Below are 24698 nucleotides of genomic sequence, written 5' to 3'. Positions count from 1 at the left end.
ACTCTCCAGTCACGGACAACATGCCTGTCGAGTTGGGACGTTTTACCCTACGGCCGGCGTCTTGTGACGAGAAAAGTCTGCGGTGTCGGACAACCGATCTGTGAGAGGAGCAGAGTGGTGAATACATTGTCTGATTCCCTGACGGACCTCGCTGGACGCGTCAAGAGTCTCGAGGGTTCAGCATCATGACTACCGTGCAAACCGCGAGATTGCTCGGCAATCTGTGGAAGTCCGTGTTGGCGTGGGGTGTGGTCACACTCTGCGCGGGTGTTCTGGTGCTGGCGTGGCCGGCGATCTCGGTCGACGTCGCGGCGATACTGTTCGGCGCTTACCTGCTGGTTTCGGGAATCGCGCAGATAGTCGTGGCATTCAGCATCCATCAGTCGGCCAGTGGTCGAGTGCTGTGGTTCATCAGCGGTGCGCTGTCATTGGTGTTGGGAGTGCTGGCGTTTCGTCACCTCGACCAGGGCTACCCGATCCTGTTTCTGGCCATCTGGATAGGCGTCGGCTTCATCTTCCAAGGGGTTGCCGAGGCAGCAGTGGCGGTCAGCTATTCCGATCTGCCCGACCGCGGCTGGCATGTGTTCCTTGGCGTGATCAGTGTGGTCGCCGGCATGGTGGTGCTTGCCTCGCCGTTCGCGTCCATCCTGATTCTGGCCATTGTCACCGGCGCCTGGTTGATCGTCATCGGCATCACCCAGGTTGTGTGGGCGTTCCGGGCGCGGCGCGCGATCAATCACACCGAGCACAGGCTAGAAGGCTTGGCCAGTCACGCCGCTGCTTGAGTACGAAGTCAGGTAATCCACGTCGGAACCTCGCGGCGGGCCATCACGACGATGATCGCGATGGCCCGCCGGAGTTCGATCAGTCGCTGGGTGACGCCCCCGTCGGCTTTGATGGGCGCTCAAGGCGTGGCTGCGCCTGGGCTAGCTTGCCCGGTCGGTGAGATCGATGCGGACGATCGCGCTGTCGGACCAGACACCGCGATCGCGCGCCCGCCGCAGCTTTTCGCACAGTGGAAGGTCGCGGTGCACATTCGTGACGCCCGGGATCTTCAGCAGTGGCACGATGTTCCACTGCCATCCGTACCGCCGATGCAGGAGGTCGTTGGCTTGCTGCGCGGCGGCGCCTGACAAGACGGTGGCCCGACCGGCGAAGGAGGCGTGGTCGGTGACGCGGCCGCGGTAGTCACAGGCGACGAGTTCCACGTCGGGACGTGCGCTCAGCCGCTTGGTCTTCGGCCCGATCTTGGTGCGGAACACGATGGCGTCGGCGTCGTGAGCGAACCAGATCGGGGTGTCGACGGGGCTGCCGTCACGGCGATACGTCCGAAGCAGCGCGTAGCGGGACCGACTCAGGCTGGGTGCGATGGCATCTGGCATGGGGCCAAGTCAACAACTTAGAGTTGACTCTAAGTCAAGCAGCACGCGTGAGGAGCGCCGGAATGACCACCCGATTGACCATCGGAGACGTGGCACGACGTTGCGGTGTCGCCCAGACCACGTTGCGCTACTACGAGCAGATCGGCCTGATACCGGCGCCGGAACGCGTGGGAGGTCAGCGCCGCTATCCGGAGTCGGTGCTGGTGCGCCTGGAAGTGATCCGCTTGTGCAAGGCAGCCGGCTTCACACTCGACGAGGTCGCCGAGCTGATCGGCGACGACACCCCGGGCCGGCCGGCCGCGCGGTCCCTCGCCCACGCCAAGCTCGCCAGCATCGATGAACAACTCGAAGCACTGACTCGGGCCAGGGCGATCATCGAGTGGGGCATGCGCTGTACATGTCCGTCGATCGATGCATGCACCTGCGGCATCCATCGAGCGCTGCCGATCTGACGCAATGCCGGCGGCTCTGCGTCAGAACCGGTAACGCAGGATCCTTCCCTTGCGCGCCGTCGCCTTGGTCTTGCCCATCAGGCGGGTGGCGATGCGCAGCCACCCCGGAAAGAGGTCGACTTCGGCGGCGTGGGTGAGGCTCGCTTCTTCGACGAGGGTCAGCCGCGGATTCCAATTCTGCGGGTGGTGAGCATCTTTGAACCCGAGATAACCCCATTGACTGCCAACGTCTTTGAACATCTTCCGCGGATAGAGTTTGAGCGCTGCGCGGCTCAACCAGCCGATGCCACCGTAGTCGTTGAAAGCGATTTCGCCACTGTGGAAGTGCCCGGTGATGCCACGGAAGATCCGGGCGATCACCGGTTCGGTGAGGAATGCGAACAACCCATCGGCCACGAGCATGGCGGGCCGGTCCGCCGGAATCGCCGCTGCCCAGTCCGCAGCGGCCAGCGACGCAGCCACGATGTGCGACCGCGGATCCGGCGGCAGGAGGCCCGCGCGTAGCGCGCTGATGCCGGGCAGGTCGACGTGGTACCAGTCGACCGACTGTGGTGGCGCGACCCGGTACAGGCCGCTGTCGAGACCTGCCCCGAGATCGACCACGACTGCGTCCGGATGCGCCGAGACGAAGCTACGCACCCGGTCATCGAGCATCTTGGCCCGCAGCGCCGTCTGGCACACCACGCTGGTTTGCACACCCAGGCCTGCGAAGTCGTATTCGATGTCGTCGACGATCGAATCGGCCAGCACATCGCCGAGTATCGGGCGCGGCGCCCGATTGTCCGAGGCCCGGGCGTACAGCGTCAGCAGGGCGGTCTCTTCGACGGGGGTCAGGTCGGTGACGACAGTGCGCATAGTGCGACGGTACACCCGTCGCCACACTGAACGATCAGCCCAAAACGTTTACCGCCCTGGCGATTACGAGCCCGGCGGTGGACAGCGCCACCATGGCCTGAACGGCCATCGCCATCTTCGCCCACCGCGCCAACGGCATGGTGTCGGTAGGAGAGAAGGCCATCACGTTGGTGATGCTCACGTAGAGGTAGTCGACAAAGGTCGGGCGCCAATCCGGTTTGGCGACATTGGGATTGCCCATCTGGGGGAACATGAAATCGGGATACGGGTGCTTGCCGGTCTGCCGTGCGAACGGCCCGCCGCGGTCGAGCTCCCAGTACCAGATGCCGAACACGATGATGTTGGTCACGAAAATGGCTGCGCCGCTGCCCAACAGGATCGCTGCCTTGTTGCTGACCGCGCCGGAGAGGATCTTCACGTCGAGCAAGACCGCCGAGAGCGTGTTGTCGAGTGTGATCGCGGCCAACAGCACGAACGTGGCGTACCGGCCGAGGACAGTCGAGCGGGTGAACCGGATCGGGTTGAGCCACACCAGGACAGCCAGCAAAAGCAGCTCTGCGACGATGAGCGGCCACCGGGGCACCACCGTGTAGCTGCGCGGGATGGCCACTTGCAGGGCCAGGGCTGCGACGAGTGCCACCAGGACGGGCAGCCGACTTTCCGGGTCACCGGGCCGCAGCCACGACGGCACGTGATGGCCGGTTTCCGCGGCCAACCGCTCCGCGCGCGCGACGAATTTTTCCACCGGGGTGTGCGGCTCACGAGGTACGTCCGCCTGACCGTTCATCGTGTCAGTGTGGCTGCCTACGCTGTGAACATGCGGAGTCGTCATGTCAGTGTCTGGATCGATGCCGCGCCCGACGTGGTGTATGCGTTCGCCGCCGACCCGCACGAGTTGTCGCGCTGGGCGGCGGGCTTGGCTGAGGGATCACTTCGGCAGTCGGCCGACGGCTGGGTCGCGGACTCCCCGATGGGCCAGGTGACCGTACAGTTCAGCCCGCCCAACACGTTCGGCGTCCTCGATCATGTGGTGCGGTTGCCGTCCGGTGAGGAGGTCTACAACCCCATGCGGGTGGTGGCAGCCGCCCCCGGGGCAGCACAGTGTGAGGTGGTGTTCACCGTGCGGCAGCGTCCCGGGGTCTCCGATGAGGACTTCGACGCCGACGTCGCCGCGGTGACCGCCGACCTACAGACCCTTCGCGACCTGCTCGAAGGTCAGTGACCGCGGGGGGTTCAGCAGCGGGCTTCCAGCCGGTACTGAACATCGGCCGGTCTGGTCGGGCGGTCGTCGTTGGCACCGCTTGCCGTGCCGGTGATGGTGAACGTCGACCCGTCGATGCTGGCCTCGGCGGTGCCGGCCCGGCCTTCGGCCCAACTGCCGGTGAATCCATCGACGCTGCGCAGGCGAACCGCCTTGGGGGTCACGCCGGTTCCCGTCTCGACCATCGCCGTGAAGCCAGGTTCTTTCTGCAGTGAGTCGATGATCCACAACCAGGCTCGCTGCGTGCAGTCGATGGGAAAGGCGGTGGAGGACTGCTGCCCGTTGATCGTGATGCGCGCGGTGTTCCCGCCGGCGGGCGGTCCGGACTGGGCCGAGCACGCACTTGCCAGCAGAGCGGCGATCACCACGGTGCGCGCTCCCGCCGACCGCATCCGCCGTTGGACATGGCGCATAAGAATGGGTTTACCCCTTGCCGGGCCGTTTAGCCGCGATTCCCCGAAGTTCTTGGAATGTTCGAAGAACCGGCTGTCAGCATCGGGCGCTATGAACTCACCGCGTTCGGGATTCCGCCGGGCCGCCGTGGCCTCCTGGGCCCTGGCCGGCCTTGGGGCAGCAGGTGTCGCCGGTGCCTCCGCCCTCGCATACGGCGATACGGCCAGGCCCGCTGAGCCCGTCGCCGATGTCGCCGACCAGGCCCTGCCGAGCCAGGGTGCAGACCCCGCCCCGGCTGTTCCCCAGCCGCCGCCCGCCGCGATGCCGCCGGCTCCGTCGTCCCCGCCGCCTGCGCCCAGCCCGCCGCCGGACACCAGCACCGAGACCACCGTTGTCCAGACGCCCGTACGCACCTACACGCCGGCACCGACATACTCCCGTCAGACCACCCCGGCCCAAGCGCCCGTCGCAACCCAGACCGCCGCGCCGACGACGGTCGCACCCCGCACAACTCAGCGTCGCACGCTCACTCCCGCGACCGTCGTGTCACCCAACTTCTCGCCGCACGTCTCACGTTCACGCGGATCATGATCGGCCGCGAGCATCCGCCGGCCGCCGCGGCGGAAACCTTCAGCATCGAGTGGCCGCGATGGGGCATGAGCATGCAGATCGTCGTCACCGATCCTGGCAGTCTTGAGGTCGCCCGCCGTGAAGTCGAGGCGGAACTCGACGTCATCGAAGCAGCTGCGTCGCGCTTCCGTCAGGACTCCGAAATCAACGCCCTGGCACGGTCGGGGGGTCAGCCCACCGAGGTGTCCGAGGTGCTCGCCGACTTGCTCGACGCCGCGCTCACCGCAGCGCGCCTCACCGACGGCGACGTCGATCCCACCGTCGGCTCGGCGATGATCGAACTCGGCTACGACAACGAGTACGTCGACAACGAGTACGCCGGCGGGAATGCGATCACGAGGTTCGCCCACACCGCCGCGATCCCCGCGAAGTGGTCGATGGTCACGTTGCATGACCGCGTCGCCTCGGTACCTGCCGGCGTGATACTCGATCTCGGTGCGACCGCCAAGGCCATCGCCGCGGACCGGTGCGCCGACCGTGCTCATATCGCGACGGCGAGCGGCGTGCTGGTCAACCTGGGCGGCGACATCGCGACCGCAGGCACCGCACCGGAGGACGGTTGGCAGATCTTGGTCCAAGACCTCGACGGCGACCCTGCCAGCTCGATAGGTTTACCGTCCGGCGCGGCCCTCGCGACGTCGAGCACGGTGCGCCGGCGGTGGCCCCGCGGCGACCAGCTGATGCATCACATCCTCGACCCACGGACGCGCCTACCGGCAAACCCGGTGTGGCGCACCGTCACCGTTGCCGCTCGCACCTGCTTCGCCGCCAACACCATCAGCACAGCCGCGATCGTTCGCGGTTGGCGCGCACTGAAATGGATTGCGAGCCTTGATACGACCGCACGGCTGGTGGACCGGGACATGCTCGAGTACCTGATCGGCGGCTGGCCGGCCGGACCGCGTGAGGTGGACCGATGACTGACGAAGCCCTCTGGGCGCTCGGGCGCGGAACCGGGGTCACCGCGCTGGCTTTCCTGACTGTCTCGGTGGCATTGGGGATCGGAACCCGCTCGGGGCGTTCGCTGTTGGCCTTGCCGCGGTTCGCAGTCACCGACGTACACCGTTTCGCCGCCTTGGCCGCAACGCTGCTTGTTGTCCTGCACCTGGGGCTGCTGTTCTTCGATCCGTACGCCCAGTTGCGTTTGGTCGATCTCGCCGTGCCGTTTCTCGGGCGGTATCGGCCACTGTGGCAAGGGTTGGGAACGTTGGCATTCGACCTGTTGATTGTTGTGATCGCCACCAGTCTGCTGCGGCACCGTCTTGGTGTGCGGGTGTTCCGCACCGTCCACTGGATCACCTATGCGTTGTGGCCGATTGCCCTGGCCCACGCGTTGGGCAACGGGACCGACGTCTATGCCGTGTGGTTCTTGGTGTTCGCCAGTTGCTGTGTCGTGACGGTGGGTGCTGCTCTGGTGTGGCGGCTGCAGAGCAACTTCACCGAATACACCAAGGCGCGAGCTTCCGGGCGCGCGTCATGACGCTGCGGCAGGGCCAGTCAGGGTTGTCGCGCCTGCTGGTCGGTGGTGAATCTGGGTTGGCAGCGCATCAGCGGCGGCTCGGTGCCGTACCGAAACTGTCGAGACCCCAATTACTTTCGGTGCTCGCGGAGGCCGGTTTGCGCGGCCGTGGCGGAGCCGGTTTTCCCGCAGCCCGCAAGATGGCGTCAGTCATGGGAGACAAACCGGTCGTCGTGGCCAATGGTGCCGAGGGAGAGCCCCTCAGCCGGAAGGACGCGGCGCTCATCACTCGAGCACCGCACCTGGTGCTCGACGGGCTCGACCTCGCGGCCAGTGCGGTCAGTGCCGAAAGGATCTACCTGTACCTACCGGCACAAGCCGTGCAGGGTATGCGTCGCGCGCTGGACGAGCGCCGTAAGGCGGGGATCTGCGGGCGTGAACCCATGATCGTCGAGGCACCCGAGAGGTTCATCGCAGGCGAAGAATCCGCGTTGGTCAGACGCATCGAAGGGGGTCCGGCATTACCGCGTGACCGCGTGATGCTCACCGTGGAATCCGGCGTGCGACGAAAACCCACGTTGGTCAACAACGTTGAGACACTGGCACATATCGCCTTGATCGCACGATTCGGACCGGCATGGTTCAGGTCCGTCGGAGACCCGCAGAATCCCGGAACCATGCTTGTGACATTGTCCGGCGCCGTCATCGAGCAGGGTGTCGTCGAGGTCGCGACCAATGTCACCGTGGCCGAGTTGATCGGGCGGTGCGGTGCCACCGACCCTTTGACGGTGCAAGCCGCACTCGTCGGGGGATATCACGGGACATGGGTCCCTGCCTCTGAATTCGACTCCGTGCCGGTCTCGGGCCTGGGCATCGTGCACGCGCTCGGCGCGCGGGAATGCGGACTGGCCCGAACCGCGCAGATCGCCGGTTATCTGGCCGAACAGAGCGCGGGCCAATGTGGCCCCTGCCGCATCGGGCTTCCGCGCCTGGTGCATCTGCTCGACAGGCTCGTACTCGACCCCGCCGACCATGCCGGAGTGCCGGAGATCCACCGACTGCTCGACCTGGTCGGCGGCCGGGGAGCCTGCCGGCATCCTGACGGAGCCACCCGAATGATCCGTAGCGCTCTCGAGACATTCGGCCCTGCACACCGGGCCGGTGGTCAGTGAAACCCCCGGCCAAGCCGCGGGTGCGGCTGCATATCGACTGGACCCGGTGCGACGGGCGGGGACTGTGTACAGAACTCCTGCCTGCGGTGCTCGACCGCGATCCATGGGGCTACCCGCTTGCGCCGTCCGGTTCACGAGAGCCCGTGATTCCCGACGATGCGGTCGACGCCGCCCGCGCCGCCGTCGCGCGATGCCCGCGGCTGGCACTTTCGCTGACCACGCCGAGGCCGACCGCGGGGGAGCAGCGCGCAACCGGGGTACACCGCCGGACCCGACGAAGCCGGTGACCCGAGACGCCTACGCTGCGAGCGGTTCACAGCCGCAGGACGGCATCGCGTGGGACCCTCGCTACGTGCCCTCGCCTCAGCCGCAGCCGGCGCTCCTGCTGGTCGAGGACGACCGTGCGCTCAGTGCCATGCTTGCCGAGCTGTTCGCCCAACAGGGATACCGGGTCGACACGGCTCTGGATGGTCAGCAGGGTCTGCACCGCGCGCTCACCGGGGAATACGACGCGATGATCGTCGACCGCGGCCTGCCGGTGATGGACGGATCCGACCTGATCGCCCTCCTGCGGTCCCGAGGCATTCCCACGCCGGCGTTGCTGCTGACTGCGCGCGGTTCCATTGTCGATCGCGTCCATGGTCTCGACGCCGGCGCACAGGATTACCTCGTCAAGCCCTTTGAGATCCCCGAATTGCTGGCGCGGGTCCGCGCTCTGCTGCGGCGCCCGGAGAGCACCGCAGCGACAGTTCGTGCGGGCGGTTTGCAGTTGGACCGCGTCAGCCGGCGGGTGTCGGGCAACACCCCAGGCGGCGCGGAAGTGGAACTCTCGGAGCGAGAAGCGTCGTTGTTGGCGGTTCTGATGTCGGCGCCGCGGCGGGTCTTCAGCCGCGGCCAACTGCTCGAGCTGGTGTTCGACGGCGCGGAGTCACCGGGCGCCGTCGACTCCTACGTGCACTATCTGCGCAGGAAGCTAGGCAAGCAGGTGATCCGGACGGTTCACCGGTCGGGCTATCGGTTCGGGCTGGAGTGACCATGCTGCGCCGCAACGCCAACCGTTCGACACAGCTGGACGCAGCCGACGATCTCACGATCGTTCAACGCGCCGGGCGCGTCGCCGCCGTCCAGGCCTCCGCGGCTCTGGCCGCAGTGCTGCTCGTGGTCGGCTCGGTCGTGTTCTTCGTCGACGTCCGCACCCAGAACAGGCAGATCAACAGCCAACTGCAGGCGGTGGCTGCGACCGCCGACGACGTCAACGATCCGCCTCCCGGTATGGAACTGGTGCTTCGAGACAACACCGGCAAGGTGTCGGTGAGCGACGGAGGCCAGCCCGGCGTCGGTTTGCTCGCAGGGCCGGCCGGGTTTTCGGACCTGAAAGTCGGCGATACCGAGATGCGCGCGTATGTCATGGCGCGGCCCGAGGGGACCGTGGTGGCGCTCTTGGACCTGGCGCCGTATCGAGCGGGTCGAAACGGGGTGCTGCTGTCGCTGGGGCTTGCCGAACTGGCGGGCATTCTGGCCTCGATTGCCGTGGTGGTGCTCTTCACGAGACGGTCGGTGCGGCCACTTGCGCTGGCGCTCACCCTGCAACGCCGATTCATCGCCGACGCCTCTCATGAGCTGCGGGCACCGTTGACCGTGCTGCACACCCGAGCTCAGCTGTTGGCCAGTCGGGTGAGCGACGGTGACCGGGCTGGGCTCCAGAACGACGCCGACGCCTTGGTCGCCGACACACGGGTTCTCGGCGATGTCGTCGAAGACCTGCTTGCGTCGGCGACGATGACGGCCGGCGCAACCCCCAGGCAGCTCGTCAACGTGGCGGAGCTGGCAACCGCGGTATGTAACAGTATGCGGACATACGCCGAATCTCTCGGCGTCACAATATCTTTCACGTCCGTCGACCACCCCGCGGCGGAGGTCAACGGGTCAGCGGCGGCGCTGCGCCGGGCACTTACCTCGCTGATCGACAACGCGCTCACCCACGAACACGAGGGCGGCTCGGTCGATGTACATGTGCGCCGGGACGACGGACACGTCATCGTCACAGTCGCTGACGACGGCGCCGGCATCGACCCTCAGACCATGTCGACCATGTTCGCGCGCTTTTCGCATGGCGGCGCCCCGGGCCGCCAACCGCACGGCATCGGCTTGGCCTTGGTCCGCGACATCGCCCACGGACATGACGGTGATATCGCGGTCTCGTCCGAAGTCGGACACGGTGCGACGTTCACCCTGACGCTGCCTGCAGCGACGAAGGGATGACGGTGCTACCGGTTGGGAGCCGCGGAAGTCGAACCAATTCTGTAGCCCGCGGTTCTAGGCTGGCCACATGCCGCTGACTGGAGAATACGAACCGAGCACATCCGACTGGGCCAGGGAGAACGCCGAGACCTACATGTCGTCCGGGGGCACCGCAGGCACCGAACTCAACGGCAGGCCGGTGATCCTGCTGACCACGGTGGGGGCCAAGACCGGCAAGATCCGCAAGACACCGCTGATGCGCGTCGAGCACAACGGCGAGTACGCCGTGGTCGCCTCGCTGGGTGGCGCGCCCAAGAACCCGGTCTGGTACTACAACGTGAAGAAGAATCCCCGGGTCGAACTACAGGACGGGACGGTGTCCGGCGACTACGAGGCACACGAGGTGTTCGGCGACGAGAAAGCCGCGTGGTGGGACCGGGCCGTGGCGGCATTCCCGGATTACGCCGAGTATCAGAAGAAGACCGACCGGCAGATCCCGGTGTTCGTGCTCACCCCGGTGAAGTGAAACCGCTGGCCGGTGGCACTATTGACCGGTGACTGCCGAACTGAGCCCCCGTACGTCGGCGCCGCTTCGCGCGGCCGATATCGACGAGGCTGCCCGGCGAATTTCCGGCGTGGTCACGCAGAGCCCACTGCAGATTTGCGAGCGGTTGTCCGAGGCCACCGGCGCCACGGTGTACCTCAAGCGTGAGGACCTGCAGGCGGTGCGGTCCTACAAGGTACGTGGTGCGTTCAACCTGATGGCGCAGCTCTCCGACGACGAGAAGGCCGCCGGCGTGGTGTGCTCCTCGGCCGGCAACCATGCGCAGGGCTTTGCGATGGCGTGCCGTTCGATGGGTATCCACGGCCGGGTTTACGTGCCTGCCAAGACCCCCAAGCAGAAGCGCGACCGCATCCGGTATCACGGCCGGGAGTTCATCGAGCTGATCGCCATCGGCTCGACCTACGACCAGGCCGCCGCGGCGGCGCTCGACGACGTGGCACGCACAGGCGCCACCCTAGTACCGCCCTACGACGACCTGCGCACCATGGCCGGGCAGGGCACCATCGCCGCCGAACTGCTGGAGCAACTCGACACCGAACCCGATCTGGTGATCGTGCCCGTCGGCGGCGGAGGTTGCATCTCCGGCATCACCACCTATCTGGCCGAGCGCACCACCAGCACCTCGGTGCTCGGTGCCGAACCGGCCGGGGCGGCGTCGATGATCGCGGCCTTGGCGGCAGGCGAGCCGGTCACCCTCGAGCATGTGGACCAGTTCGTCGACGGGGCCGCCGTTGCCCGGGCGGGTGCGCGGCCCTACGCCGCACTGGCCGCGGCAGGCGACATGGTGTCGATCACCACCGTCGACGAGGGCGCCGTGTGCACCGCGATGCTCGACCTGTACCAGAACGAGGGCATCATCGCCGAGCCGGCCGGCGCCTTGTCGGTGGCGGCGTTGCTGGAGGCTGACATCGAGCCCGGCTCCACCGTGGTCTGCCTGATCTCCGGCGGCAACAACGACGTCTCCCGGTACAACGAGGTGCTGGAACGCTCGCTGGTCCACCTGGGCCTCAAGCACTACTTCCTGGTGGATTTCCCCCAGGAGCCCGGCGCGCTGCGGCGCTTTCTCGACGAGGTGCTCGGGCCGGGCGATGACATCACCCTGTTCGAGTACGTCAAGCGCAACAACCGGGAGACCGGTGAGGCGCTGTGCGGTGTGCAACTGAGTTCGGCGGCCGACCTCGAAGGTCTGCTGGCGCGGATGGACGCCTCCGACATCCACGTCGAGCTGCTCGAGCCCGGGTCCCCGACGTACCGCTACCTGACCTGAGCGTCGGGCTGGTCGTGTTCCCCTCGGCGGCTTCCGGTTTCGGGTAGTCGCCAGGGGTGCGGCATTCGGTTGCGACGTAGCTCTTGGCGCGGTCGCGGCGCTCATCGTCCTGGCGGTCATCGAGGCGGCAGGCGCGCCCTTGACCTAGCCGGCGAGCCGCAGAGTCGGCTCGACTTCGAGCACCGCCTCGTCGTTGGCCCGGAAGATCGGCTCCAGCGGCACGCGGTACTCGACGGCCGCTGCGGTGAGCAGTGTTGCCCAGTCCCGGTCGAGGTTCGACACCGGGCCGCGGCCCGGCCGCGTCAGCAGCAATGCCACCGTCGCGCCATCCTCCAGCCCGGCCAGCACGCGCGGTAGCCGGCTCACGATGTACTCGACCAGCCCGGGCTGTGGTTTGGCCCGCACCGGTACCTGGCTCATGGTTTTGTACAGGCAGCGGTCGGCGCCGACAAATCCGACCCACAGCAACCGCTGCCCGAACCCCAGCTCGCCCATCAGCGCGCGCCAGCGCTGGCGCAGATCTGCCGTGGAATGGATGGGGTCAGTGGCGGTGTCGATCGGCGGCACGGGCAGCAGTTCACGATGACTCATGGCGACATCATCGGCGCGGGACCGGCTACCGGGGTAACGCGTTATCCACAGGCTCCTCGGCTGTGGACAGCGGCTTGACAGTTCGCAGAATCGCGAAAGAATGTCCCGCCAGTGTCGTCGCGTCGGGCCCCGGCTCCGGCTCGCCCCACGCCAGCACCAGCTCACCCGTCACCGGGACGCTGGCGGCGTCTTCTCCGAGATTGCAGGCGATGGACAGTGCGCCCCGCCGCATCACGATCCAGCGTTGACGTTCGTCGAACTCGACGTGCATATGGTCCAGCCACGGATCGGCGAGGTCGGCCTCGGTGTGACGCAAGGCGATCAGGTCCCGGTAGAGGCGCCGCAACCGGCCGTGCTCACCCTCGTCGATCTCGTCCCAGTTCAGTTTCGACCGTTCGAACGTCGCGGGATCCTGAGGGTCGGGCACCTCATCGGCATCCCACCCGTGCTCGGCGAATTCCGCTTTGCGGCCTTCGGCCGTGGCGCGGGCCAGCTCCGGTTCGGGGTGCGAGCTGAAGAATTGGAACGGCGATGACGAGCCCCATTCTTCACCCATGAAAAGCATTGCGGTATAAGGCGATCCGAGTGCCAGGGCGGCTTTGACGGCGAGCTGTCCGGTATCGAGCCGCTGAGACGGCCGGTCGCCGACTGCGCGGTTGCCGACCTGGTCGTGCGTCAGTGTGTAGGCCAGCAGCCGGGTGGCCGGTATGGTCGCGGTGTCCAGTGGGCGGCCGTGCCTGCGGCGCCGGAACGACGAGTAGGTGCCTGCGTGGAAGTAGCCGTTCTTCAGGGTGCTGGCGAGCGTACGCAGCGACCCGAAATCGGAGTAGTAACCCTGCCTTTCGCCTGAGACAGCGGTGTGGATGGCGTGGTGGATGTCGTCGTCCCACTGTGCCGTGAGGCCATAGCCGCCCTGATCCCGCGGTGTGATCAGCCGCGGGTCGTTGAGGTCGCTCTCGGCGATCAGCGATAGCGGTCTGCCCAGTTCTGCTGCGAGCGCATCGGTTTCGGCCGAAAGCTCCTCCAGCAGGTGGATCGCGGTGTTGTCCATGAGGGCGTGTACGGCATCGAGGCGCAGCCCGTCGGCGTGGAACTCCCGCATCCAGCGCAACGCGCAATCGAGAATGTAGCGGCGCACCTCGTCGGCGTCGGCGTCGGACAGGTTGATAGAGGCGCCCCAGGGATTATGGCCGGAGGACAGGTATGGACCGAACCGGGGAAGGTAGTTGCCCGACGGGCCGAGGTGGTTGAACACCGCGTCGATCAGCACGCCGAGCCCGCGGGCATGACAGGCGTCGATCAGACGGATCAGACCGTCGGGGCCGCCGTAGGGTTCGTGCACCGCGTACCAGAGCACGCCGTCATAGCCCCAGCCGTGTGTTCCGTTGAAGGCGTTGACCGGCATCAGCTCGACGAAGTCGACGCCGAGATCCACCAGATAGTCCAGCTTTTCGATCGCCGCGTCGAAGGTTCCGGCCGGGGTGAACGTGCCGGTGTGCAGCTCGTAGATGACCGCCCCTGCGATGGATCGCCCGGCCCAGTGCGCGTCGGTCCAGGCGTCCGGCGCGGGTTGCCACAGCTGGGAGCGTTCGTGCACGCCGTCGGGTTGACGGGGCGAGCGCGGATCCGGAAGTACCTGCGGGTCGTCATCGAGGACGAATCCATATCGGCTGCCGGCGGCAGCGTCGACGTCGGCGCGCCACCACCCGTCGCCATCCCGGGTCATGTCGTGGCGGCAGCCGTCGACATCGAGCCGTACCACCTCGGGTTTCGGTGCCCACACCGCGAATTCAGTCATCTCCACGCACCAAGAGGGAGACCGGAAGGTCGCCGAACAGCTGTGCGGCGGGGACCGTACCGCGGTACTGCGCACCGGTGAGCCGGTCGGCCCACGCCCCGTCGGGCAACGTGATCGTGGTGTCCGCCCAACCGGTCTCGGCCAGCCGTACGGTCCAGCGGCTGACCGCCACGAGCACATCGGCCCCGCGCCGGAACGACACCACGTGCGCCGCGGCAGGTCCGACGGCCGGCACCGGACGGTAACCACCGGCCAAGAAACTCTGCGGACGCTCCCGGCGTAACCGCAACGCCGCGCTCGTCACCCGCATTTTCGGGTCGTCCATGTCGCGCAGTGCACGGCGACGCACCTCGTAGTCGACGGGCCGACGGTTGTCCGGGTCGACCAGGCTGTCCTCGGGAAGCTCGGTGCCCTGGTACACGTCCGGCACGCCAGGCGCGGTCAATTGGATGAGTTTCTGGCCCAGGATGTCACTGACGGCATGCTCGTGCAGGCGCGTGGCGAGCTCGGTCAAGCCCGCCGCGACCGGGCCGTCGAGCACCTGATCGAGCCAGGTGTGTACGGCCGTCTCGAACTCGTCGTCGGGGTCATGCCAGGACGTGTGGGCGCCGGCTTCCCGGATGGCCTTCTCGGTGTAGGCATGCAGCCGCGCCCGCAGCTCTGCGCTCACCACGCCGTCGACCGGCCACACACCGAAGATGTTCTGCCACAGGAACAACGCGGTGCCGTCGTCCGGAGGCACCGCCAGGGCAGACCACTCACCGACCCGGTCGGCCCACTCCGACGGCACCTGCGACAGCACCCCGATGCGGGCCCGCACGTCCTCACCCCGTTTGGTGTCGTGCGTGGTCAGTGCCGTCATGGCCAGCGGCCAGAGTCGGGCCCGGGTCGCGGCCCGCTGATGGAACTCGGCGGCGCTGACCCCGAACAGCGCCGGATCGCCGCCCACCTCGTTCAGCGACACGAGGCGGGCATCACGGTAGAACGCGCAGTCCTCAACCGATTTCGCAGTCGCGGCCCCGCACAGCTGGTTGAACCGGGCCGCCGCTTCGGGGCTGGTGGCCACCGCTGCCGACACGACAGCCAATGCCTCTGCCAATTCCGGTGCGGCCACGGCTGTTTCAGCAATCGCAACGGGCAGCACACTGGCCAGCGCGGGATAGTCGCAGCGGTACACCGGGATTCGGCTGACCAGGGCCGCGACAGCCTGGGGCAGCAGTGGGTGTGGGGTGTCCGTGGCTGAGGTGATCACCCGGCACAGCCGGGCCAGCTCACTGCCCAGGGTGTCGGTGACCGCTATGGCCTTGAGCTGGATCTCGGACGCGGCATCGTCCTGATTCGCCAGTTTCGTCAGGACACCCGCGCCTGCGGGATCGACGAACAGACCGCCGACCTCGCGCAGCGCGTCGTATCCAGTGGTGCCGTCGACCGGCAGCGAAGCGTCCAGGCTTTCGTCGGCCGCGAGGATCTTCTCGGCCACGATCCACGCCGACGGCCCGGCCAGATCGCGCAGCCATGCGAGATAGCCTGCCGGATCGGACAATCCATCGGGGTGGTCGACCCGCAGGCCGTCGACCAGCGACTCGTCGAACCACCGCTTGACCTCGGCGTGGGTGGCGTCGAACACGTCACGGTCCTCTTGACGCAGCGCGGCCAGGGAGGTGATCGAGAAGAACCGCCGATACCCGCAGCGGCCGGTGCGCCACCCGGTGAGCCGGTAGTGCTGCCGGTCGTGGACCTGTGCACCCGTACCCTCGCCGGTGCCCGTGGCGACCGGGAAGACCAGATCACCCAGGCGCAGCACATCGCCGTCGACGGTCAGGTGTTCGACGTCCGCATCGGAACCCAAGACGGGCAACACGATCCGCCCGTCGTCGAGATCCCAGTCGATGTCGAAGAACTGCGCGTAGGGGGATTGGCGGCCGTTGGCGAGGAGGTCCCACCACCATCGGTTCTGCTCGGCGTCGGACACGCCGACGTGGTTGGGCACGATATCGACGATGAGGCCCATGTTCCTTGTGCGCGCGGCCTCGGCGAGTCGCCGGAGTCCGTCGGCGCCGCCCAGCGCTGGCGACACGCTGGTGGGGTCGGTGACGTCGTAACCGTGGGTCGACCCCGCGACCGCCGTCAGGATCGGGGACAGGTACAGGTGCGACACGCCGAGTTCGTCGAGATAGTCGAGCAATTCCACCGCGTCGTCGAATGTGCAGCAATCTCCACGCATCTGGAGTCGATACGTGGACAGGACGGGAATGGCCACCGGTCAGGCCGTCTTCTGCAGCACGAGCAGCGAGCGGGCCTGCAGCGAGATCTTCTCGCCTGCGGCGACCACCAGGTCCGACGCCCCGGTCGGATCGGCAGTGTCGAACGCCGCCGTCCACTGGCTGGCGTAGTCGCCGTCCGGCGTGACGAAATCCTGGCTGTGGTCATTGGCGTTGAAGCACAACAGGAACGAATCGTCGACCACGCGTTCGCCGCGGGCATCGGGCGCCTCGATGGCCTCGCCGTTGAGGAACACCGCGACGCAGGTGCCCAGGCCCGCGCCCCAGTCGTCCGGTGTCATCTCGGTTCCCGATGGCGTCAGCCACGCGATGTCGCGCACCTGATCGCCGCTGCGGATCGGCTTGCCTTCGAAGAACCGGCGGCGCCGGAACACCGGGTGACGCTTGCGGAACTTCACGATCCTGCGCGTGAACGCCAACAGGTCGGCGTTGGTTTCACACAGTGACCAATCCATCCAGGACAGCTCCGAGTCCTGGCAGTACACATTGTTGTTGCCCAGCTGCGTGCGGCCGATCTCGTCGCCGTGCGCGATCATCGGCGTGCCCTGCGAGAGCATCAGCGTGCCGATGATGTTGCGCATCTGCTTGTCGCGCAGCGCCAGGATGTCGGGGTCGTCGGTGGGCCCTTCGACACCGCAGTTCCACGACCGGTTGTGGCTTTCGCCGTCGCGGTTGTCCTCGCCGTTGGCCTCGTTGTGTTTCTCGTTGTACGACACCAGGTCCCGCAGCGTGAAGCCGTCGTGACAGGTGACGAAGTTGATGCTGGCGCCGGGCCGCCGGCCCGTCGCCTCGTAGAGGTCCGACGAACCGGTGAGACGGGACGCGAACTCACCCAGGGTTGCGGGCTCGCCCCGCCAGTAATCACGCACAGTGTCGCGGTATTTCCCGTTCCACTCGGTCCACAAACCTGGGAAGTTGCCCACCTGGTAGCCGCCCTCGCCGACATCCCACGGTTCGGCGATCAATTTGACCTGGCTGACCACGGGATCCTGCTGCACCAGGTCGAAGAACGCCGACAACCGGTCGACGTCGTAGAACTCGCGCGCCAGGGTCGATGCCAGGTCGAACCGGAATCCGTCGACATGCATGTCCAACACCCAGTAGCGCAGGGAATCCATGATGAGCTGCAGGGTGTGGGGATGCCGGGCGTTGAGGCTGTTACCGGTTCCGGTGAAGTCCTTGTAGAGCTCGCGCTGGCCGTCCATCAGACGGTAGTAACCGGCGTTGTCGATACCGCGGAAGTTGATGGTGGGGCCGAGGTGGTTGCCTTCGGCGGTGTGGTTGTAGACGACGTCGAGGATCACCTCGATGCCCGCGTCATGGAACGTCTTGACCATCGTCTTGAATTCGGCCACCGCGCCGCCTGCGTGCCGGTTGGCGGCGTACTGGTAGTGCGGCGCGAAGAACCCCACGGTGTTGTAGCCCCAGTAGTTCCGCAGCCCGAGTTCCAGCAGCCGGTGATCGTGCATGAACTGGTGCACGGGCATCAGCTCGATGGCCGTGACGTGAAGCGACTTGAGGTGGTCGATGATCGCCGGGTGGCTCAGGCCGGCGTAGGTTCCGCGCAGCGCCTCCGGGATGCCGGGGTGGGTCTGGGTCATCCCTTTGACGTGGGCCTCGTAGATCACCGTGTCGTGATAAGGGGTCTTGGGCGCCCGATCGGATCCCCATTGAAAGAACGGGTTGATCACCACGCTGGTCATGGTGTGGCCCAGGGAATCCACGCGTGGGGGTGTTCCGGTGCCCTCCGGTACGGCGGTCAGGTCGTAGGAGAACAGCGCCTGGGTGAAGTCGAAATCGCCGTAGAACGACTTGCCGTACGGGTCGAGCAGCAGCTTGCTGGGATCGCACCGGTGCCCGGCGCTCGGGTCCCAGGGCCCATGGACCCGGAAACCGTACCGCTGGCCCGGGGTGACGGTCGGTAGGTACGCGTGCCACACATACCCGTCGACCTCGTCGAGGTTGATCCGTTCTTCGGTGCCGTCCTTGGCGATCAGGCACAGCTCGACGCGTTCGGCCACCTCGGAGAACAGCGAAAAATTGGTGCCCGCGCCGTCGTAGGTGGCACCGAGTGGATACGCGTCGCCCGGCCACACCGTCGGCGTGGTGCGGGACGGAGGAGCGGGCGGTTCGACGGACGAGGTCACGGCCTCACCACCAACCCGTTGCAGCCGCCATCTGACGGCCCAGCTCACCCGTCATCGTTCTCATGTACGTCGTCGAGATGTGGTGAGAATCGTGATATAGCAACACATTTCCCTCCACTACCCGGCAATAGTCCTTACGGCACACCGCATCGCTCATGTCGAGCGGCTTCAGCAGTGGGAACTGCCCGACGAAATCCAGAGTGGGGTTCCGGTCGGAGAGTACCTCGGAGCGCTTGATGCCGCAGGATACGGAGTCGCCGCCCTTGGCCAGGCAGTCGGCCGGGAAGAACGGCTGGCCGTCCCGTACCAGCCACGGGGTGTCCCGCATCGCAAGAACCGGAATGTTGTTCTTGGACAGGGTTTCCCAGATACCGATATAGGTACCCGGCATGACATCGCCGGGCTTGATGTTCCACGGCCGGGTCGACGTGGTGAACACGTAGGCGGGCCGGTCGGCGATGAGCCGGGACATCACCTCGTCGTTCCATTGGTGACACTTCGGGTATGGCCGGTTGTCGCCCATCACCAACGGCACTTCCTCGGTGGTCAGCGGGCAACCCATCTTCAAATAGGTGACGACCTTGAAGTTGTGCAACCGGCCGAGCAGGTCCAGGGCGGTGATCCAGTGTTCGGCGTGCGAACCGCCCGCCAGCGCGATGGTGCGGGTCGCGTCCTTGTCGCCGTAGGTACAGGTGATCACGTCGGCATTGGAGAAGTCACTGATGCAGCCGTCGAGCGTGGTGGCCGGCAGATCGTCCTTGGCCTCCAGAACGGTCGGCCGCATGGGCAGCTTGGGCACCCGCTCGTGGTTGAGCAGGGCGCGGGCACCGGGATAGTCCCGAGCGGACAATCCGGCCAGCTCCTTGCCGTTGGCCCGCTGCACGGTGACGTGTTCACGCCACGTGAACGACGTGGCGGTCAGGGCGACGCCGAGCAGGGCGACGCCGGAGCCCAGCACGATGGTCGGGCGCTTCAACCGGGTCCGCAGCGGGATGACGGGGGCTGGCGAGGCCGGTTTGGCCGACTTCTGCAGCCGCAGTGGCTCCTCGACGTAGTGGGTGGTGAGCCAGGCCAGGACACCGGAGATGAGCAGCACAACCGTGCCCTCGACGAAGCTGGTGTGCGAGTGACCGGTGTAGGAGAGCCAGAAGATCAGCAGTGGCCAGTGCCACAGGTACAGCGAGTAGGCCATCGAACCGAGCGAGACGAAAGGCTTGGTGGCCAGCATCCGGTTGGGCAGCGGCAACCGGTCGTCCGACCCGGTACCGGTCATCAGGTTTGCCGCCGAGACGATGAACAGCATCGTGGCGCCGACCGGAACCAACGCCCACGGGCCGGGGAATTCCTTGACGCCGTCGATGAACGCGCCGCACGACAGGATCGCGGCCAGCGCGATCGTCGCGGCCACCGTGCGCAGCCACATGGGCCAGCGCACGAGCGGCACGACGGCACCGACCAGCGCACCGAGCAGCAACTCCCAGGCCCGGGCAAAGCTGTTGTAGTACGCGGTCGCCTGGTCGATGTTGTGCGCGATGATCGCGTACACGAAGGAGGCCACGGTCAGCGTGCTGAGCAGCACGACGAACGCGGTGCGCAGGTGCCGGCCGAAGACCTTCCGGCACAGATAGGCGAATCCGAAGATCAAGGCAAGAAATGCGATATAGAACTGGCCTTGTACCGACATGGACCAGATGTGCTGCAGCGGACTGACCGCTTCGCCCGCGCGCAGATAATTCGCCGCCGTGCTGGCCAGTTCCCAGTTCTGGTAGTACCCCAGGCTTGCCAAGCTCTGGTCAGCAAATGTCTCCCAGCGGGTCTCGGGCTGGATCAGGATGGTCAGCACCGCCGCGGCCGCAAGCACCACCACCAGTGCGGGCAGCAGCCGGCGGACCAGCCGAACCACCTCGGGAACCGCTGACAGCGAGGCACCCGGGGTGAGCGCAGTACGCAACAATTTGCCACCGAAAAAGAACCCGGACAACGCCAGAAAAACGTCCACACCACCGGAAACGCGCCCGAACCAGACATGGAAAACCGCGACCAGCGCGATGGCGATACCGCGCAGGCCGTCCAGATCGTGCCGATAGAAACCCGAGTTTCGGGTCCCCATGGCGGCAGTGGCGGCGCGCGAATCGTCGGTGACGGGCGCCGACCGGGCTGGGGCGAGAGTCATCATGATCGAGGTCAATTTACCTAAAAACCCTGTGGTGCTCACATTTCGTATGCCTACGGCGCGGCAAGTGAGCAAAGGGCTAGGCTGCCGCTCTGTGGCTGAGCTGACACCGGCCCAGATCAGTGCCATCGACACGGCACACGTCTGGCACCCCTACAGCACCATCGGGGCCGAGGCTCTCGCACCGGTGGTGGCCGTCGGCGCCAAGGGTGCCTGGCTGACCGTGATCGACCCCATCGACGGCGAGCCCGTCGAGGTGCTCGACGCGATGGCCTCGTGGTGGACGGCGGTGCACGGCCACGGGCATCCGGCCCTGGACCGGGCCATCACCCGCCAGATGGCGACGATGAACCACGTCATGTTCGGCGGGCTCACCCACGAGCCTGCTGCGCGACTGGCGCAACTCCTGGTCGAGCTGACCCCCGCCGGACTCGACACGGTTTTCTTCAGCGACTCCGGATCCGTCTCGGTCGAGGTGGCCGTGAAGATGGCCCTGCAGTACTGGCGCAGCCTCGGGCGGGTCGGCAAGCACCGGCTGATGACGTGGCGGGGCGGCTACCACGGCGACACGTTCACCCCGATGAGCGTGTGCGATCCCGACGGCGGCATGCATTCCATCTGGACCGACGTGCTGGTCGCCCAGGAGTTCGCGCCCCAGGTTCCCGGCGAGTACGACCCGGCCTACAGTGCGGCGTTCGAACAGCAGCTGGCCGACCACGCCGACGAGCTCGCGGCCGTGATCGTCGAACCGGTCGTGCAGGGTGCGAGCGGTATGCGGTTCCACGATCCGCGTTACCTGGCGGACCTGCGGGCGACGTGCGACCGCCACGACGTGCTGCTGATCTTCGACGAGATCGCCACCGGCTTCGGCCGCACCGGCGAGCTGTTCGCCGCGGATCACGCAGGCGTCAGTCCCGACATCATGTGCGTCGGGAAGGCACTCACCGGCGGCTACATCACCCTGGCCGCCACGCTGTGCACGGCCTGGATCGCCCAGACCATCAGCTCGGGTGAGCCGGGCGCGCTCATGCACGGGCCGACGTTCATGGCCAACGCCCTGGCCTGCGCGGTCGGCGTGGCCGCCGTCGAGCTGTTGATCGACAGCGACTGGCGCACGCAGGTCCGCACGATCGAAGCGGGGCTGCGCAAGGGTCTGGCCCCGGCCCGTGACCTCGACGGTGTCGCCGACGTCCGGGTGCTCGGGGCGATCGGCGTGGTCGAGATGAAACAGCCGGTCGACATGCGCGTGGCCACCGCGGCAGCGCTGCGGCACCGGGTCTGGCTACGTCCGTTCCGCAACCTGGTTTACGCGATGCCGCCGTACATCTGCACTCCCGAGGAGGTCGAACAGATCACCGCGGCGATGGTCGGGGTGGCGGGTGCACTAACCTGAACGGTGTTCAATTGCCGGCACCGCCGGCATGTTCAATTGCCGGCCGAGCACCGAGGAGCATCAGGTGACACGCACAGATCTATCACCGCTGTCCTGGTTGGCCGACGTCGAACAGCAGCGCCGGACCGCTGGACTGCGGCGCGAGCTGCGGGTCCGCCCGCCGGTCGGCGCCGAGCTCGATCTCGCGTCCAACGACTACCTGGGCCTGTCGCAGCATCCTGATGTACTCGACGGCGGCGTCGAGGCATTGCGCACGTGGGGTGCAGGCGCCGGGGGATCGCGCCTGGTCACCGGCAACACCGAGCTTCACGAGGAGTTCGAGCACGCGCTGGCCGAGTTCGTCGGCGCCGAGTCCGCCCTGGTCTTCTCGTCCGGCTACACCGCCAACCTCGGCGCGGTCGTGGCCCTGTCCGGACCCGGTTCGCTGGTGGTCTCCGACGCGTTGACGCACGCGTCGCTGGTCGACGCGTGCCGGCTGTCCCGCGCCCGGGTGGTGGTCTCACCGCATCGCGACGTGGCTGCCGTCGACGCGGCGCTCGGTGCGCGTACCGAGGACCGCGCGGTCGTGGTGACCGAGTCGGTGTTCAGCGCCGACGGCGTGCTGGCCCCGCTGCGGGAACTGCACGCGGTGTGCCGCCGGCACGGAGCGCTGCTCATCGTGGACGAGGCGCACGGTCTCGGCGTCCGCGGCACCGGCGGCCAGGGTCTCCTGCACGAGGTCGGCTTGGCCGGGGCGCCGGACGTCGTCATGACGACGACGCTGTCGAAGGCGCTGGGCAGTCAGGGCGGCGTCGTCCTCGGCCCCGAGGCGGTACGGGCTCACCTGATCGATGCGGCACGGCCGTTCATCTTCGACACGGGGCTGGCGCCTGCCGCCGCCGGTGCCGCGCTCGCGGCGCTGCGCGTGCTGATCGCCGAACCTCAGCGGGCCCGAGCGGTGCTGGCGCACGCGGCCGAGCTGGCACGAATCTCGGGTGTCACGGCCGAGCCCGACTCAGCGGTGGTCTCGGTCATTCTCGGTGAGCCCGACGTTGCGTTCGCCGCCGCGACGGCCTGTCTGGAGCGCGGTGTCCGGGTCGGTTGCTTCCGGCCGCCGACCGTACCGGCCGGGACCTCGCGACTTCGGCTGACGGCACGGGCCTCGCTGACCGACGATGAGATGGACCTGGCGCGCCGGGTGCTCACCGAGGTCCTCGCGGCCGCCCGCGCATGACGTTGCTCATCGTCACCGGTACGGACACCGGCGTCGGGAAAACGGTCTCCACCGCGGCGCTGGCGTGCGCGGCCCGGCTGGCTCGCCGCGACGTCGCCGTGTGCAAGCCCGTGCAGACCGGCGACGCGGACGGCGACGACGACCTCGGCGAGGTGCGCCGACTGGCGGGGGTGACGGCGCTGCACGGCGGCTGGCGCTATCCCGAGGCGCTGGCGCCAGAGGCGGCCGCGCAACGGGCCGGACTGGCGCTGCCGACCCGCGCCGAGTTGGTCGATGCGGTGCGATCGGCCGACGCGCCCGGGCGGTTGACCCTGGTAGAAGGAGCGGGCGGGCTGCTCGTGCGGATCGGCGCCGACGGGGTGACGCTGCGCGACCTGGCCGCCGAGGTCTCGGCCCCGGTGCTCGTCGTGGTCTCGGCGGGCTTGGGCACCCTCAACCACACTGAGCTGACACTGGAATCACTTGCTGGACAAGGTATTCCATGTGCAGGCTTGGTCATCGGCGCATGGCCCGCGCAGCCCGGAACCGCTGAGGAAGGCAATCTGGAGGAGCTGGCCCGACTGGCGCCGCTGCGCGCGGTGCTGCCTGCCGGGGCCGGCGCGGCGACTGCGCAGGAGTTCGAGGCGATCAGCGCCAGTGCGTTCGACCGAGGGTGGATCGAGAGTCTTTGACATGGTGCATTCCGTCGAGTTCGTTTTCGACGCCGATACCGAGGGTGCGATCCGCGGTATCTGGGACGGATTGCGCGAGGCGGGCATCCCCAGTCAGGCGCCCGCGAGCCGACCCCACACCACGCTGGCGGTCGCCCAACACATCGATGCGACGGTCGAGACGGTGCTGCTGCCGGTCATCGACCGCTTCCCGCTGTCATGCCACATCGGCGCGACCCTGATCTTCGGGCGCACCGCCGGGGTACTCGCGCGCCTGTTGCTGCCATCGCCTGAAATCCTCGATGTCCATGCGCACGTCTACCGCTCGTGCGTGCCGCTGATGACGCCCGGCCCGATGCCACGCACCGAGCCTGGGCACTGGACTCCGCACGTCACGCTGGCCCGCAGGATCTCCCCGGCGAAGTTGCCGGCCGCGCTGCGGATCGCGGGCAAGCCCGCCGAGATCACCGGCAAGATCACGGGCCTGCGCAGATGGGACGGCGACCGCAGGACAGAACACCTGATCGGCTGACATGCTGACGGCGTGGACCGGATTGCGATCATCGGCACCGAGGCCCAACGATTCGCTGACGTGCTGTCCGGCGTCGCAAGCTCGTCGGGGGGTCAGACCCAGTCCCGTCGCGAGCGTGCATCGGCTGCGAAAAATCGGCCGGCAGATTCATACGGTTACGACAACATCGGTGATTTGGGAGGTTGTCGTGCCAACTGGTTATCGGCATTCGAAGGCGACGCGGCGGGAGTTGTTTGACCGGG

Annotated in this window: 26 protein-coding genes; 17 read left to right on the top strand and 9 right to left on the bottom strand. The window is 67.1% G+C overall.

Annotated elements, in window-relative coordinates; genetic code table 11:
• The first annotated feature begins 185 nt into the window (after positions 1 to 185).
• Positions 186 to 785 (top strand): HdeD family acid-resistance protein, encoded by a 600-nt coding sequence (locus RMCB_RS35655; RefSeq protein ID WP_109784535.1) that lies wholly within the window; start codon positions 186 to 188, stop codon positions 783 to 785.
• 141 nt (positions 786 to 926) lie between these two features.
• Here the strand turns inward: RMCB_RS35655 and RMCB_RS35650 are convergent, their stop codons facing one another.
• Positions 927 to 1382 (bottom strand): PPOX class F420-dependent oxidoreductase, encoded by a 456-nt coding sequence (locus RMCB_RS35650; protein WP_062832527.1) that lies wholly within the window; start codon positions 1380 to 1382, stop codon positions 927 to 929.
• Between the two features lie 62 nt (positions 1383 to 1444).
• Between RMCB_RS35650 and RMCB_RS35645 the strand changes: the two genes are divergently transcribed.
• Complete coding sequence (locus RMCB_RS35645; protein WP_062832526.1) at positions 1445 to 1834, top strand: MerR family transcriptional regulator; 390 nt, start codon at positions 1445 to 1447, stop codon at positions 1832 to 1834.
• A gap of 21 nt (positions 1835 to 1855) precedes the next feature.
• Here the strand turns inward: RMCB_RS35645 and RMCB_RS35640 are convergent, their stop codons facing one another.
• The gene (locus tag RMCB_RS35640) at positions 1856 to 2689 is read right to left on the bottom strand and encodes a class I SAM-dependent methyltransferase (protein ID WP_062832525.1); all 834 of its coding nucleotides are present in this window, start codon (positions 2687 to 2689) and stop codon (positions 1856 to 1858) included.
• Positions 2690 to 2723: 34 nt separating this feature from the next.
• A complete protein-coding gene (locus tag RMCB_RS35635) occupies positions 2724 to 3476 on the bottom strand; it encodes a hypothetical protein (protein ID WP_234792372.1) in 753 nt (250 codons plus the stop codon).
• Positions 3477 to 3506: 30 nt separating this feature from the next.
• Here RMCB_RS35635 and RMCB_RS35630 point away from each other — a divergent pair, with 30 nt between their 5' ends.
• Positions 3507 to 3911 (top strand): SRPBCC family protein, encoded by a 405-nt coding sequence (locus RMCB_RS35630; protein WP_029367176.1) that lies wholly within the window; start codon positions 3507 to 3509, stop codon positions 3909 to 3911.
• A gap of 11 nt (positions 3912 to 3922) precedes the next feature.
• Here the strand turns inward: RMCB_RS35630 and RMCB_RS35625 are convergent, their stop codons facing one another.
• Entirely contained in the window at positions 3923 to 4363 is a 441-nt protein-coding gene (locus tag RMCB_RS35625; protein ID WP_051243448.1) for a lipoprotein LpqH, read from the bottom strand.
• 91 nt (positions 4364 to 4454) lie between these two features.
• Between RMCB_RS35625 and RMCB_RS35620 the strand changes: the two genes are divergently transcribed.
• The 9 genes from RMCB_RS35620 to ilvA all read left to right on the top strand — a co-directional run bounded on the left by RMCB_RS35620 (position 4455) and on the right by ilvA (position 11677).
• Positions 4455 to 4934 carry a hypothetical protein gene (locus tag RMCB_RS35620; protein ID WP_062832524.1) on the top strand — a complete coding sequence of 160 codons (480 nt, stop codon included), beginning with the start codon at positions 4455 to 4457 and terminating at the stop codon, positions 4932 to 4934.
• On the top strand, positions 4931 to 5893 hold the full coding sequence (locus RMCB_RS35615; RefSeq protein ID WP_234792371.1) for an FAD:protein FMN transferase: 963 nt from the start codon (positions 4931 to 4933) through the stop codon (positions 5891 to 5893). The genes RMCB_RS35620 and RMCB_RS35615 overlap by 4 nt, the downstream gene beginning before the upstream one ends.
• Complete coding sequence (locus RMCB_RS35610) at positions 5890 to 6453, top strand: ferric reductase-like transmembrane domain-containing protein (protein ID WP_062832523.1); 564 nt, start codon at positions 5890 to 5892, stop codon at positions 6451 to 6453. Before RMCB_RS35615 ends, RMCB_RS35610 begins: the two co-directional genes overlap by 4 nt.
• Complete coding sequence (locus RMCB_RS35605; protein WP_062832522.1) at positions 6450 to 7604, top strand: NADH-ubiquinone oxidoreductase-F iron-sulfur binding region domain-containing protein; 1155 nt, start codon at positions 6450 to 6452, stop codon at positions 7602 to 7604. Before RMCB_RS35610 ends, RMCB_RS35605 begins: the two co-directional genes overlap by 4 nt.
• On the top strand, positions 7601 to 7891 hold the full coding sequence (locus RMCB_RS35600; RefSeq protein WP_072278616.1) for a ferredoxin: 291 nt from the start codon (positions 7601 to 7603) through the stop codon (positions 7889 to 7891). The genes RMCB_RS35605 and RMCB_RS35600 overlap by 4 nt, the downstream gene beginning before the upstream one ends.
• Before the next feature lie 65 nt (positions 7892 to 7956).
• Complete coding sequence (locus RMCB_RS35595; RefSeq protein WP_062832545.1) at positions 7957 to 8637, top strand: response regulator transcription factor; 681 nt, start codon at positions 7957 to 7959, stop codon at positions 8635 to 8637.
• Between the two features lie 2 nt (positions 8638 to 8639).
• Positions 8640 to 9866 (top strand): sensor histidine kinase, encoded by a 1227-nt coding sequence (locus RMCB_RS35590; RefSeq protein WP_234792370.1) that lies wholly within the window; start codon positions 8640 to 8642, stop codon positions 9864 to 9866.
• A 67-nt stretch (positions 9867 to 9933) separates the two neighbouring features.
• On the top strand, positions 9934 to 10371 hold the full coding sequence (locus tag RMCB_RS35585) for a nitroreductase family deazaflavin-dependent oxidoreductase (RefSeq protein ID WP_029367168.1): 438 nt from the start codon (positions 9934 to 9936) through the stop codon (positions 10369 to 10371).
• A 28-nt stretch (positions 10372 to 10399) separates the two neighbouring features.
• Complete coding sequence (gene ilvA / locus RMCB_RS35580; protein WP_062832521.1) at positions 10400 to 11677, top strand: threonine ammonia-lyase IlvA; 1278 nt, start codon at positions 10400 to 10402, stop codon at positions 11675 to 11677.
• 144 nt (positions 11678 to 11821) lie between these two features.
• On the opposite strand, the gene RMCB_RS35575 is transcribed toward ilvA, so the two are convergent.
• From RMCB_RS35575 to RMCB_RS35555, 5 genes are read right to left on the bottom strand one after another with little or no spacing between them, the layout of a single operon-like run.
• A complete protein-coding gene (locus RMCB_RS35575) occupies positions 11822 to 12268 on the bottom strand; it encodes a hypothetical protein (protein ID WP_062832520.1) in 447 nt (148 codons plus the stop codon).
• 25 nt (positions 12269 to 12293) lie between these two features.
• Positions 12294 to 14066 (bottom strand): malto-oligosyltrehalose trehalohydrolase, encoded by a 1773-nt coding sequence (treZ, locus tag RMCB_RS35570; protein WP_062832519.1) that lies wholly within the window; start codon positions 14064 to 14066, stop codon positions 12294 to 12296.
• On the bottom strand, positions 14059 to 16326 hold the full coding sequence (gene treY, locus RMCB_RS35565) for a malto-oligosyltrehalose synthase (RefSeq protein WP_201028400.1): 2268 nt from the start codon (positions 16324 to 16326) through the stop codon (positions 14059 to 14061). Before treY ends, treZ begins: the two co-directional genes overlap by 8 nt.
• A gap of 3 nt (positions 16327 to 16329) precedes the next feature.
• On the bottom strand, positions 16330 to 18495 hold the full coding sequence (glgX, locus tag RMCB_RS35560; RefSeq protein WP_062832542.1) for a glycogen debranching protein GlgX: 2166 nt from the start codon (positions 18493 to 18495) through the stop codon (positions 16330 to 16332).
• 4 nt (positions 18496 to 18499) lie between these two features.
• Entirely contained in the window at positions 18500 to 20671 is a 2172-nt protein-coding gene (locus RMCB_RS35555; protein WP_062832518.1) for an acetyltransferase SucT, read from the bottom strand.
• Between the two features lie 91 nt (positions 20672 to 20762).
• Between RMCB_RS35555 and RMCB_RS35550 the strand changes: the two genes are divergently transcribed.
• The 5 genes from RMCB_RS35550 (at position 20763) to RMCB_RS35530 (ending at position 24693) form a co-directional block, all read left to right on the top strand.
• Positions 20763 to 22061 carry an adenosylmethionine--8-amino-7-oxononanoate transaminase gene (locus RMCB_RS35550; RefSeq protein ID WP_062832517.1) on the top strand — a complete coding sequence of 433 codons (1299 nt, stop codon included), beginning with the start codon at positions 20763 to 20765 and terminating at the stop codon, positions 22059 to 22061.
• A gap of 64 nt (positions 22062 to 22125) precedes the next feature.
• Positions 22126 to 23274 carry an 8-amino-7-oxononanoate synthase gene (locus RMCB_RS35545; RefSeq protein WP_062832541.1) on the top strand — a complete coding sequence of 383 codons (1149 nt, stop codon included), beginning with the start codon at positions 22126 to 22128 and terminating at the stop codon, positions 23272 to 23274.
• The gene (bioD, locus tag RMCB_RS35540) at positions 23271 to 23945 is read left to right on the top strand and encodes a dethiobiotin synthase (protein WP_062832516.1); all 675 of its coding nucleotides are present in this window, start codon (positions 23271 to 23273) and stop codon (positions 23943 to 23945) included. Before RMCB_RS35545 ends, bioD begins: the two co-directional genes overlap by 4 nt.
• A gap of 1 nt (position 23946) precedes the next feature.
• Positions 23947 to 24456, top strand: a complete 510-nt coding sequence (locus RMCB_RS35535) for a 2'-5' RNA ligase family protein (protein ID WP_062832515.1) — start codon at positions 23947 to 23949, stop codon at positions 24454 to 24456.
• Between the two features lie 12 nt (positions 24457 to 24468).
• Positions 24469 to 24693 carry a hypothetical protein gene (locus RMCB_RS35530; RefSeq protein ID WP_062832514.1) on the top strand — a complete coding sequence of 75 codons (225 nt, stop codon included), beginning with the start codon at positions 24469 to 24471 and terminating at the stop codon, positions 24691 to 24693.
• Positions 24694 to 24698: the final 5 nt, after the last annotated feature.

The organism is Mycolicibacterium brisbanense (genome assembly GCF_001570425.1).
Lineage (GTDB): Bacteria > Actinomycetota > Actinomycetes > Mycobacteriales > Mycobacteriaceae > Mycobacterium > Mycobacterium brisbanense.
The sequence above is the reverse complement of the archived record's forward strand: the minus strand, read 5'-3'. Positions and strand labels throughout refer to the sequence as shown.